Consider the following 12,816-nt stretch of genomic DNA (forward strand, 5'->3'; position numbering starts at 1 on the left):
TCGTTTCCGAGTCTGGCTGGCCCATCCGTTCACCGTTACGGATTCGATATAGAGGTCCATGGCGGGACTCCCGAGGATCAGGTGCCCGTTAATCCTGTCCATGACCAGGCGGATCAAGTGGCTCCAGTGTCTCAACCTCGAACCCCACGAGGCCCCGACGCTCGCGGCTGAATTCCACCCCGATCAGGTGGATCGGCTGGCCCTCGGCACGGTATTTGTCCGCGTAGCCGCGATCCTTGATCTGGCGCAGGGCGCGTCCCTCGGGCTCCAACTCCACGACCTTGAATTCGAACAGATAGATCCGGCCCTCGAAACGCAGAGCCAGATCGAGACGTCCGGCGCTACAACTGTCCTCCACTCGCAGATCCAGCCCGAGCGCGGCCAGATGGCTGTAGAAGACACTGGCGTAATAGCCCTCGTAGCGGGCGATGGGGTTGGTGTCGTGCCATTGATGGGGGATGCTGGCGAAAAGGCTCTCGAAATGGCGATGCAGCCCGGCCAGATCGTTGGCGAAGAGCAGATCGTAGAGCCGGCTGGCCAGTTCGCTCGCGCGTGCCGGGTGGCCGATCAGGGCCTTGGCGAGGACGTCGTTCAGCGCGCTCTCGACCTCCAGATTCGGATAGCCCAGGGTGTATTCGATGCGCGCGCCGATCTGACGGGTGGCGGTGAAGGTGAGATAACCGGTCTGCCAGAGCAGCGCCTCGGGGACCATATGGTCGACGTCGAAGGCCGAAAGCAGGGCCTCATCGGCGCGCAGTCGGGCGAGGTTGGGGGTGAAGAACCCCTGCTTGGTGAGCAGATCGATCAGGAAGGTCGGGGTGCCGGTCTCGAACCACCAGGCGCGGAACTCGCGCTCCTGAAGCAGGAGCAGGAGATCGAAGGGGTTATACACCGACTCGCCGGTCCAGTTGTAACCGTTGTACCAGCGGCGGATCAGCGCGCGGTCCAGCCCCTCCAGCTCAGGCGCGAAGACCTGATCGAGATCGGCCTCGGTATAGCCGCAGATCGCCGAATAATCCCGCGAGACGGTGATGTCGCGCAGGTTGTTCAGCCCCGAGAAGATACTCACCTTGCTGAACTTGCTCACCCCGGTGAGAAAGGCGAAGCGGATGTGGGCGTCCGAGTCCTTGATGACAGAATAGAGGTTCCGGAGTCCATCGCGGATGGCCCGCGCCTCTTGCGGACGGGTCAGGTTGTCCAGGAGCGGTTTGTCGTACTCGTCGACCAGCACCACGACCCGTTGACCGCTCGCCTCACGCGCCCGACGGATCAGCTCCGCCAAGCCGCCATCCAAGCCCGGCTCCGTGCGACTCAGGTCCAGGGCGCTCTGGTTGAGATGGAGTTGCTCCCGGATCTTGCGCTCCAGGTCTTGCGGGCCTTGCACCAGACCGCCGCCGAAGCTCAGACGGATGACCGGGTAGCGGACACTCCAGTCCCAGCGATCCTGCACGGCCAGCCCCCGAAACAGCGGCTCGTTGCCGGCGAACAGTTCCGCCAGGGTGTCGATGAACAGGGATTTTCCGAAACGACGGGGGCGCGACAGGAAGTAATACTTCCCGGCCTCGATCAGGCTGAAGGCGAAATCCGTCTTATCGACGTAGTAGTAACCGTCCTCGCGGATTTCGCGGAAGGTCTGGATGCCGATGGGCAGTTTCTTGCGGATCATGGGCGCGGCCTTGAGTCGAGGATTCCCAAATTGATTCTATACCTGGGTGTTCCCGGCGTCGGGACCGCGTGCCTCGATCGTCCGGGGCGGCTAATCCATGACCCTTTGCGATGATGATTCAGGCGCACCCATGCATCACGATGCCCTTTTGCTGGATACGGATCGGATCGAGACCCTGGCCGAGCCGGCCATCGTCCGAGAGGCGCTCCGCCATTGTCACGACCGCTGCGTGACCACCCTGGATCGCAACGAGCAGGGACTCCTGGCCGAGGTCGAGGACGCGGAAACCGGCGACAAGCTCAATGTCGAGATCGCCCTGGACGCGGAGGGCCGCCTCCTCGCCGGCTGCGACTGCGGCGCCAACGCCGCCGGGGTCGGACTCTGCGTCCACGCCATGGCCGCGCTTTTCGCACACGCGCAAGGCCAGGGCGAGGACAAACAGCTCGCCGACGCGGCCGAGGCGGCGATCAAGGAGCGTCTGGCCAAGGCGCGTGCCGAGGTGCGGGTTCAGCCGCTCTTCGAATCCGCCGAACAGAACGGCTTCGGTCTCTGGAGCGCGCGCTCGCTGCAATCGGCGACCCATTTTCCGGCGGAGTATCGAGTCCATATCCGGGCGCTCGACCGCCGCGCGAATCACTGCACCTGTCCGGACTTCGCGACCAACGAGCTGGGCACCTGCAAGCACATCGAGGCGGTGCTGCATCGGCTGCGCAAGCGTCCGGACTACAGGCAAATCAAGGATCTGCCTCCGCCGCGCGCCTATGTCTTCCTGGATTGGGAGGGCGACGACGCGCCGGTCATCCGGCTGCGGCGCGGCGCGGAGACCGCCGTCGACCTGCAACGCGGCCGGGCTGGTGGACAGGGAGACCGAGGGCGCGCCCAAGCTCGATGAGCTGGAGACCATCCTGGACGAGCTGTGCAAACTGGCCGGGCTCAAGGCCGTGGTCTTCTCGCAATGGGAGCGCATGACCGAGCTGGCCGAGCGACGCATCCGGACCATGGGGCTCGGCAGCGTGCGCCTGCATGGCGGCGTGCCCTCGGCCCAGCGCGGCGACCTCATGGACCGCTTTCGCGAGGACGACGCCATCCAGGTCTTCATCTCCACCGATGCCGGCGGCACCGGTTTGAACCTGCAAAACGCGGCGGTCCTGATCAACCTGGACATCCCCTGGAACCCGGCCGTGCTCGAACAGCGCATCGCCCGCATCCACCGGCTAGGCCAGCGTCAGAAGGTGCAGGCGATCCTGCTGGTGGCCTCGGACTCCTACGAGAAGCGGGTGCTGCAACTGGTCCAGGGCAAACGCCATCTGTTCGATAACGTGGTCGCCCCGGATGCGAGCGAGATGGGTCCGCGCGGGGTGGCGCTGCTGTGGTGCTTGATCGGGTCGAGGAGGCGGACGACGCGCCGCCCGAACCGCCGAGGACGCCGGCACGTTCGTGATGGCGGTGGCCGGCGAGCCGGTCGCGGTCTAGGTCCACGACGCGCCACCCGCCTCGACGAGGCCGGCCGCCGGTTCCTCGCCCGGTGCCTTCAGCGCGAGCCTGGAAGCCGGCAAGGGTTTCGCGAAGAGAAACCCCTGGGCGACCTGGCAGCCTTCCTGCGCCAGGAACGCCAACTGCTCCTCTGTCTCCACGCCCTCGGCGACCACATGCAATCCCAGGCCGTGCCCCATGGCGATGATGGTGCGTATCAGCAGCTCCGTGGTGGTCTCGCGACCGATCTCGCGGACGAAGGTCCGGTCGATCTTCAGGGTATCGATGGGCAGATGCTTCAGCAGGGCCAGGGAGGAATAACCCGTGCCGAAGTTGTCGATGGCGACCCGCAACCCACGATCGCGCAGTCGGGTCAGGGTATCCATGAGGCGCGCGTCGCGCGCGAGCAGCAGGCTTTCGGTCACCTCCAGCTTGATCGACCCCGGCGGACGACCGCGCGCGAGTCGAAACAGACGATCGATCAGGCCGCGGTCGCTGAACTGACCGTCGGAGAGATTGACCGCGACGGGTAGAACGATCCCCTGACCCGCCCAGTCGGCCAGTTGACGCCCCAGTTCCTCGATGACCCAGTGGCCGATGGGCAGGATGAGCCCCGATTCCTCGGCGATCGGCAGGAAGGACTCCGGCTCCAGCAGACCCTGCTCCGGATCCTCCCAGCGCAGCAGCGCCTCCAGAGCCCGCGGCTCGCGCGAGTGGCTGTCGACCATGGGTTGATAGTGGAGCCGGAATTCGTCGCGCTCGAGCGCCTGGCGCAGCCGCGCCTCGGTCTCCAGGCGCCGCGAGGCCCGCTCGCCCATCGCGACCGTGAAGAAGCGGTAGGTGTCCCGACCCTTGAGCTTGGCCGCGTAGAGCGCCGTGTCGGCGTGCTTGAGCAGGATCTCGGGGCTCTCGCCGTCCTCGGGGCTGAGCGCGATGCCGATGGACACCGTGCAGACGATGGCGTGACCCGAGACATGCAGCGGCTCGCGGAACCTGGCGAGGATGCGCTCGGAGACCTGCATGGCGATCCGCTCGGGACCGTTGCCCTTGAGGATCACGGTCAATTCGTCGCCACCGAGCCGGGCCAGGGTGCTCGCGACCGCGATCCCGCGCGTCCTGAGGTTCGAGACGGCTTCATCCACGGCGTCCTGCAGGCGTTGCGCCGCCGCTCGCAGCAGTTCGTCGCCGACACCATGCCCCAACGAATCGTTGATGCGTTTGAACTGATCCAGATCCAGATAGAGCAGCGCGAGACGATCCTCGCGGCGCCGTGCGTGCCCGAGCGCGCCCGCGAGATCCAGATTGAAGCGTTGGCGGTTGGCCAGCCCGGTGAGGCCGTCCTGATAGGCCAACTGCTGAATCACCCGCTGGCGGCGCTGGCGCTCGCTCATGTCGCGCAGCAGCAGGATGACCTGATCGGCGTCGACCGAGATCAGACGCGCGTCGAACGCCAGGGCCTCGCCCTGTTCGTCGGCCAGCGCGATCTCCAGTTCGCGCACGCCATGCTCGGCGAGCGTGGCCTGGAGTTCGCGTCGAATGACCCCGCACATCGTCTCGGGCAGCAGGTCGGAGAGATCCGACACCGCCGTCTCGGCGGGGTCGCCCCCCACCTTGCGCAGGATCGCGCCCGACTTGAATTGCAGCACCCGACCCTGGCCGTCGAGGCGTATCAGGGCATCGGGAATCGCCGCGACCAGGGCGCTGTTGCTCGCCTCGCTGCGATGCAGGGAGGCCAGGGTGACATGGCCGCGCAGCAGATAGCGGATCCGATACGCCAGCAGGTGCCAGTTGACCGGCTTGGCCTGAAAATCCGTGGCACCGGACTCATAGGCGCGTTCGATGGACGTCAGATCCTCCAGTCCGGTCACCACCAGGATCGGGATCAACTCGAAACCCGGCAACTGGCGCAGCCGTCCACAGGTCTCGTAACCGTCCATCCCCGGCATCATGAGATCGAGCACGACCAGATCCGGACGCTGGAACCGGACCGCCTGCAGGGCGCCCCGACCATCGCGCGCGCCCACGAAGCGGAAACCGTATTTGTCGAAGGTCGAGCGCGCCATGGCGTGGATGGCGGGGTTGTCATCGACCACCAGGATCAAGGGACGCGCATCCCGCCCCGGCTCGCGCTCGGCCACCAGAACCCCGTCGCGCTCGTGCTGGAGCGAATCCCAGGGCCATGGAGCCTCGCTCGGCGCCGCGTCGAAGCGCATCTCCAACAGTGGGACGGTCTCTTCGTCGGAGCGCGAGGAAGCGCCCGCCGATTCACCGAGACGGTCCTCGATGGCCCGCCGGGTCTCGGCCGCGATCCTGACCAGGACCGCCGTGGCCCTGGTGGCGGCCTCCAGCGTCAGCGCCGAGTTGGGAACGCGCTCCAAACGTCCGCACAGGGTCGCGAGTCGCGCGGCGCCGAGCGTCGTGGCCGCCGCGTGCAAGGCGCGCGACGCCTCGACCAGCGTCCGCGCCTGTCCCGTCGCCAGTCCTTCCCGGATATTGGCGACCAGACCAGGCTCGGAGTCGAGGAAACCCCGAATCAGCCGGGCCACCAGGGCGAGTCCGGATTCGGGGCTGAGCGCCCGAATCTCCTCAAGCGGGGCCGGATCCAGGATCGGCCACCTCGCCAGCGCGTCCAGCCCCAGGGGATCGCCGGCGTCCCCCATCGACGACCAGGAGACGGAGGCGGCGACAGGGTCGTTCCAGGACGTCGGCGGCTCCTCCCGCGCCCGGCGCCGCGACCAGCGTAGGAGCGTGGCGCGCAGCGCCTGGAGTGAAACCGGCTTGGCCAGATAATCATCCATGCCCGCGACCCGGCAGCGCTCCTGATCGCCGTCCATGGCGTGGGCCGTCAGGGCGATGATCGGCGTGTGCCGGCCCGGCTCGCTCGATTCCTGGAGACGGATACGCCGGGTGGCTTCGTAGCCATCCATGAGCGGCATCTTGCAGTCCATCAGAATCAGATCGAAGGAGTCGAACGCGCAGGCTTCGACGGCGGCCTGACCATCGAAGAGTACGCGCGCCTCGCAGCCGAGCACGCGCAGCATGGCGACGGCCGTCTCCTGGTTGATGGCGTTGTCGTCGACGACCAGCACCTTGAGCCCCAGGGGCGTTGGCATGGTCTCGACGTCCTCCGGCTCGTGCTCGTCGGACTCGCGAGCCGTCATCCCACCCCGGCCTGGGGCGCCAGCCAGGCAGGCGATCAGTTCGGCGCGGCGCGCCGGCTTGAGCAGACAGGCCGTGACATCGAGCAGGGCTGCACGCTCATCCCGCCATTGGGGCCGTGCGGGAACCAGCAGGATACGAGGGATCCGCGCGAGCCAGGGTTCCTCGCCCAGGGCGACCTTGGAGAGCAGGGACTCCAGCCCCTTTACCCGGCCGTCGGCCACCAGCGCCGCGAACGGCTCGCCCGCCGCGAGGGCCTCGCGCGCCGCGGCCACGTCGGGACGGACAACCAGCTCGAAACCCACCTCGCGCAGATAGGAGGCGATCACTTCGCCCGCGTGGCCACCGGGCGCGACCAGCAACAGCCGTTGCCCGAGGAGCCGCTCCGGGAGTGCCGGCCTGGGGGCTTCCCGGCGAGTGACCGAAAAGGGCAACGAGATCCAGAACCGCGCGCCACCCGGCGGCTCGCTCCGATAGCCGACCTCGCCCCCCATCAAGCCGACCAGCGCCCGGACGAGGGCCAGACTCAGACCGGGGCCGCTGTACTCCGTGACGGGCGCATCCTCGACACGCCTGAAGGCATCGATGTCCGCGTCCTGGGTCATGGCCAGGGGATCGAGCCAGGGCACGATGACCTCGATCCGCGCCTCCACCCGGTCGGCCTCGCCAGCCAGGGCAGAGGCCCGGACCACCACCTCGCCCTCCTGGGCCAAGGCGAGCAGATGCCCGAGCAGATAGCTCAACGCCTGCTCGAAGCGGCCGCGATCGCCGAGAACCCGCCAGGGCAGATCACTCGGGAGATCGCCGACCAGTTCCAGGCCCCTGGCCTCGGCACGCTCGGCCATGGACACCAAGACCTCCTCAATGCCGCGCGCGAGCTCGAACTCGGTGCGTTCCAGACGAATCTGACCGGACTCGATCCGGGAGATATCCAGAATGTCACGGATGACCGTGCGCAACTGCCGACCCGCGCGGGTGAGCGCCCCGACATAACGTCGCTGCTCGGGCGAGAGATAGGTCGCCAGCAGCCGTTCGCTCATGCCGACCACGCCGTTCAACTGGGTGTGGAGTTCGTGACTCAGATCCGTCAGCAAGCTCGACTTGTCGGGAGGCGCGGACCAGGTGGTCAACTGGCCGTGGATGGCGTTCGACGCCTGGCGGGCGGGCTCGATGGGCTCGTCGCGCGCGCGGCTCCTCGTGGCCAGGCCCTGTTCGCGCCCGGTCTCCTCCAGATCGGAGGACGGGCGCGAAATCGGCGCCGTGAGACCTCGCAGCAAGGAGCCCGCGACCAGCCAGGCAAGCACGGTCGACACGCACAGCAGCATCACCAGCCAGGCGCCGATCATGACAGGTGAGTCGACCCATGACCGGATGGCAATCGCGACGGGCATGGCGAAGAGCAGCGCGAACAGGGCGGAGAGGGCAGCGGCGCGACGCAACCGAGCGCTGATCGACAGGCGTGACAGGAATTTCATGTTGGCGAGTCCCACATCCAGTCCCCGTATCCAACAAGGACGACGACATTCCCACGGCCACGGATCGACCCGCGCCCGGTCCCTAAGACGATTGACGAGCAATCCCGTCCCGGCGGATCAAGATCCTTGATGGACGGGATGTACGAGGTATTCTGGATCGGAGCGATCCGCGCGCCGGTTCGGGTCGCGCACTCGGCCGATGATAGCCCAGGGCCGGCCGCGGATCACGACAGGGGGCAAACCAGGGAAAACCTCCATCATGGCGTCGGAGCGTCCTGGGTCGATTGGACCAGGGTCGCCAGGCGCAGCAGTTTGGAGCTGATCTGGATGCCGGCACGCTCGGCGGCCTCCCGATTGATGATGGTGCGCAAACGACCCGCCTTGCGCGTCAGGCCCAGGATACCGCCCGCGAGCGCGAACCCTTCCGATTCACCGACGGTCAGGACCGGCGCCCCGGCGACCGCCGCCAGCACCTCCCGTTCGCGCGAGCGCGCGGCATGACCCAGATAGAGCACATGACAGCGGCGCCAGTCCTCGGGGTTCTCCGCCTCGACCAGGATCAGCGCGCGCGCACCCACACGCTCATTGGCCAGCACCTCGGCCAGACTGGCGCGCACCGCCTGGCTCCCGAGCGCGCAATAGCGGAAGGGGCTGGACGGGGACTCGAAGGCCTCCGCCGGCCACTCGGCGAACACCGCGAAATTGAAGAGATAGACGGCGCGCACCTCCTCCTCGGAAAAGCCGGCGGCGCCCGCGCCGGCGGTCGAGAGGAGGACGAGAATCAGCCACGGGAGCCTTGCGAGGGTAGACGCCAGGCCCCAAGCCCGGCCTGGGCGAGATCCCTTGCGGACAAACCGCCAACCGACATCCAGTGCCTGGCGCCTCATCGATCCCTCGTTATCCTTGCGACCACCGAGCGGGCGGTTCCGAATCTACCGGAACCCAATCCGGACTCGCCCCTCTAGCGAGACGGAGCGGGAAGTCAGAACTCCCACTTGGCCTGAAGCATCAGACTCCGCTCCACCTGAGTGTAGACCAGCCCCTCCGGCTCCGAGTTACCGGAGAACTTGGAGAACTCGGGATGGCTCTCGTCGAGCAGGTTCTTGCCGACCAGGCTCAGCTCCAGATCCGCGCTGAGTCTCCAGCCCAGCCGCAGATCCAGGCGCAGGTAGGCCCCCGTGTCGTAGTACTCCAGCGCGTCCACGTAGTAGATATTGGCATCCAGCTCCAGATCGGGGCGCGGATTGAACCAGGAACGCAGGCTGACCTGATGACGCGGCGCCGAGTCGCCGATGGACGGAGAGGCGATGCTGGAACTGGCCGCGTCCGCCTGCAGATCCATGTGGATCCAACTGTAGGCCAGTTTGAGGCGCCAGGCGCGGGTCACATCCCAGTTGCTCGCCAGTTCCAACCCATGGCTGGTGCCGAAGACCTCGTTATCGAAGGTGAAATTGAGCGAGTCCCCGATCTGCGTGTAGCTCACCAGATGGTCGTAGTCATTCACGAAGGCGCTCAGATCCAGCGAGAGATTGGCGCGTGGGCGCGTTCTCAAACCAAGCTCGTAGGCCGTAAGTCGCTCCGAGTTCAGCTCGGTGTTACCGGACACCAGGACCCGCCCGGCCTTGATGACGACATCGCTCTCGAACCTGGAACTGGTGCGCAGGGCGCGCGAAACCGCCGCCCAGAGATTGGTATTGGGCGTCGTGCTCCAGAGCAGGCGCAGATTCGGTTGCAGTTCCCAGCCCGTATAGTCGTTGCGCTCGAGCTTGGTGCCAACGATCAGGTGCAGGGCCTCGTCGAGCAAGGCGATGTCGTCCTGGACGAAGGCACTCAGGGTGGTGTCCTCGCGCCGCTCGGGGTCGAAGGTGGTCGCGGCGCCGGCCTCCGTGCCGAGCAGGTCGCGCGTCAACCGATAACCCGTCCCCCAGACCAGCAGATGGCGCTCGGCCAGCGTGAAATGCTGCTGAAAGTCCAGATCCAGGGTGTCCCGAATCTCGTCCAGGGTCCAGCTCGAGCGACGGGTTTGATCGAAGTAGCCCTTGAACTCCATGCCGGCGTCGAACCCCAACTGGCGCGTCCAGCGCGCCAGCAGGTTGCCGCCCGAGGTATCGGACTCCGTCTCGCTCGCCACCCGGCCACGGGTGATGGTGGCCCCGGCATTGGCGTTGTAATAGTCGCCCTGGAAGGTCAGGCTGTCCGACTCGGAGAGATCGAGATCGGAGCGGAAACCGACGCGACCGTCGCGCCAGTCGTCGGCCGCGTCCTCGCCGGTGACCGTGCGGCTGGCATCGCGCTCGAATCCCTTGGCATAGAGGCGGACGGCGCCGTCCTCGCCCATGGCCCCGCCATGGCGGATCGCCCCCGCCAGCCCTTCTTCCTTGCCGACGTCGAGCGCCAGCAAACCGCCCTGCGTCTGGTGGGCGGAGCGGCTGATGATGTTGATGATGCCGTTGACCGCGTTGGCGCCCCAGAGCGTCGCTCCCGGCCCGCGAATGACCTCGATGCGCTCGATGTCGTCCAGCAGGGCGTCCTGCACGTCCCAGTAAACCCCGGAGTAGAGCGGCGAGTAGAGGGTGCGGCCGTCCATGCGCACCAACAGCTTGCTGGAATAGCGCGAGTTGAAGCCCCGGGCGGAGATCGCCCACTTGTTCGCGTCCACCTGGGCCACCTGAACGCCTGGGACCATGCGCAGCAGTTCCGGGAAGCTGGTGGCGCCGGAACGGCGGATATCCTCGCGCGAGATCACGAACAGGGCGGCGGCGGCATCGGCGTACCTTTGCGGCCGGCGCGAGGCCGAGGTCACCGGCACTTCGAGCAACTCCTGGACATCCAGGCCTTTCAGCGAAGCCAGACGCGCGGTCGACAGAATCTCATCGGCCAGCGAAGGCGTGCTGGCCGCGACCAGACAGGTCAGGAGCAGCAGGCCAGGAATCCTGGCGCCAGAGGAGGGTGAACGGGCGCTCATCGGATGGCCCGCCTGGCATGGCCGGCCCCGTGCGCGAGCGAGTGCGCGATTGGCATGGAGAACCTCGGTGGAAAGAGTCGCCCCGCATTCTATACCCGTCACAATCACTTCAGACGCGCGGCGCGAAATCCCGACGCCAGATGCGCCCGGCGCGGGATCGGCGGTACACTCCGAGACTATCGACCGGGCTCCAGGTAATCGCGATGACAGCCGTCTTCACGCCGCGTTTCGCGGCGCCCATCCTTGTATCCCGCGCGTCGGAGCCTAGAGGGTGGGCACGCCTCGCTTTGCCCATCCTACTCGGCCTGACCGGTCTCCTGTTGCCGGGCCAGACCTCGGCCGACACTGACTGTCGGCCGGGCGATCAGGTCCGGATCTGGACCGCGCCGCTCAATCCTCAGCCCGGTGCCCCGCTGGAGATCTTCGCGATCGCGACCGACGCCGCCCTGGACGAGTTGCGGATCACGGATCCCTCGGGGCAACAGGAACGACTGCGCGCGCTGAGCAACGGCGGCCCGCCCTGGAGTCTCTACGGCACCCGCTTTCGCCCCGCATCGGGCGTCCATCGGGTGGAGACGACCCGTTCGGGTCGCGTGGTCGCCTGTGCCGAAATCGAGGTCGGCGGGGGTGTCAGCGACCGCGGCAGCGGCGACTGGGATCTGGCGAGCGAGGCGCTCTACTCGGCCTGGATCGAGCATCTGTTCAACGCCCCGCCGGAGCAGGCGCTGAGCTTCGCGTCGCTCGCCCCGGTCCTACGCGATCCGGCCCAGAATTTTCTCTTCAACTACCTCGGGGAGAACGAAGACAACCAGTTTCCGGCCGAGCCGGACTGCGCCGACCTGCCCTATTTCCTGCGCGCCTATTTCGCCTGGAAGCTCGGCTTGCCGATCGCCTACCGTCCCTGTAACCGAGGCAGCCGGAGCCGCCCGCCGAGTTGTGAGTCCCCGGTGATCGAGACCCGATTCAGCGGAGCCCGGACGCCGCCGAGCACGGCGCGCGAGGTCAGTCGGCGAATCATGGACACCGTGCACTCCGGGAGCGTGCGCACCGCCCTGGATGACGACGACACGGACTTCTATCCGGTGCCGCTCGATCGCGCCTGGCTCTGGCCCGGCACCGTCTACGCCGATCCCTATGGTCACATCCTGATTCTGGTCAAATGGATTCCCCAGAACGGCCGGGAGAGTGGACGCCTGCTCGCGGTCGATGCCCAACCGGACAACTCGGTGGCCCGCAAGCGCTATTGGGAGGGCAACTTCCTGTTCGCGCGCACACCGAGCGCCGGTCCCGGCTTCAAGGCCTATCGGCCGCTGGCGCGAACCGCCGGTGGCGGCACCCGCCTCCTGCCCAACGCGGCGCTGGACGGCCGCTCCGGTCTGCCGCCCTACTCCACCGAACAGGCCGGGCTCGACCCGGACGACTTCCACGCCCGCATGGAACGGCTCATCAATCCCCAGGGTCTGGATCCGACCGCCGCCTATGAGTCGACGCTGGACGCCTTGATGGAACAACTGGAGACCCGTGTGACCTCGGTCGACACCGGCGAGCGCCATATGCGCTCGCGTCCCGGCACGGTCGTGGCGATGCCGAGCGGACCCGCGATCTTCGAGACCACCGGACCCTGGGAGGACTACGCCACGCCCTCGCGCGACATGCGGTTGCTGATCGCCATGAAGGCGGTCGAGGGACTGCCCGAACGCATCCGCCGCTATCCCGAGCTTTACGTTCTGCGCGGCGAGAGCGCGGCCAGCGCGGCGGCTCGGGTCGAGCAATTACACGCGCGCCGGATGGACGAGCGCTTCATCAGCTACGAGCGCAGTGACGGCAGCCCCTGGCGGCTGAGTCTGCGCGAGCTCTACGCCCGCCGCGCGGGACTGGAGGTTGCCTACAACCCCAACGATTGCGTGGAGACGCGCTGGGGCGCGACGCCCGACAGCCCGGATGCCGCGACCTGCCGACGCCAGGCCCCGCGCGAGCAGCGCGCGCGCATGGAGGAGTATCGCCCCTGGTTCCGCGATACCATCCGCCCCCCAAGATAAAACCATGGCGTTTCGGGTCAAGCGCCGTCCATCCCATCG

The 12,816-nt window shown here is 67.1% G+C and carries 6 protein-coding genes and 1 pseudogene; 3 read left to right on the forward strand and 4 right to left on the reverse strand.

The window, feature by feature from the left end; translation table 11 throughout:
- Positions 1–88 precede the first annotated feature (88 nt).
- Positions 89–1,666 (reverse strand): ATP-binding protein, encoded by a 1,578-nt coding sequence (locus CKO27_RS02875; RefSeq protein ID WP_200373366.1) that lies wholly within the window; start codon positions 1,664–1,666, stop codon positions 89–91.
- A 130-nt stretch (positions 1,667–1,796) separates the two neighbouring features.
- Here CKO27_RS02875 and CKO27_RS24380 point away from each other — a divergent pair, with 130 nt between their 5' ends.
- Complete coding sequence (locus tag CKO27_RS24380) at positions 1,797–2,558, forward strand: SWIM zinc finger family protein (RefSeq protein ID WP_242470694.1); 762 nt, start codon at positions 1,797–1,799, stop codon at positions 2,556–2,558.
- 49 nt (positions 2,559–2,607) lie between these two features.
- A pseudogene (locus CKO27_RS24385) lies at positions 2,608–2,826 on the forward strand (C-terminal helicase domain-containing protein); the annotation flags it as partial.
- A gap of 309 nt (positions 2,827–3,135) precedes the next feature.
- Here CKO27_RS24385 and CKO27_RS02885 read toward each other — a convergent pair.
- From CKO27_RS02885 to CKO27_RS02895, 3 genes are all read right to left on the reverse strand, one after another.
- Positions 3,136–7,773 carry an EAL domain-containing protein gene (locus CKO27_RS02885; RefSeq protein ID WP_200373367.1) on the reverse strand — a complete coding sequence of 1,546 codons (4,638 nt, stop codon included), beginning with the start codon at positions 7,771–7,773 and terminating at the stop codon, positions 3,136–3,138.
- Positions 7,774–8,030: 257 nt separating this feature from the next.
- Positions 8,031–8,660, reverse strand: a complete 630-nt coding sequence (locus CKO27_RS02890) for a TOL_0243 family YfiR-like periplasmic protein (protein ID WP_200373368.1) — start codon at positions 8,658–8,660, stop codon at positions 8,031–8,033.
- A 95-nt stretch (positions 8,661–8,755) separates the two neighbouring features.
- Positions 8,756–10,738, reverse strand: coding sequence for a TOL_0244 family TonB-dependent receptor (locus tag CKO27_RS02895; RefSeq protein WP_200373369.1), 1,983 nt, complete (start codon positions 10,736–10,738; stop codon positions 8,756–8,758).
- Between the two features lie 287 nt (positions 10,739–11,025).
- Here CKO27_RS02895 and CKO27_RS02900 point away from each other — a divergent pair, with 287 nt between their 5' ends.
- Positions 11,026–12,777, forward strand: a complete 1,752-nt coding sequence (locus CKO27_RS02900; RefSeq protein ID WP_242470695.1) for a hypothetical protein — start codon at positions 11,026–11,028, stop codon at positions 12,775–12,777.
- Positions 12,778–12,816 lie beyond the last annotated feature (39 nt).

Source organism: Thiocystis violacea, from assembly GCF_016583575.1.
GTDB classification, from domain to species: domain Bacteria; phylum Pseudomonadota; class Gammaproteobacteria; order Chromatiales; family Chromatiaceae; genus Thiocystis; species Thiocystis violacea.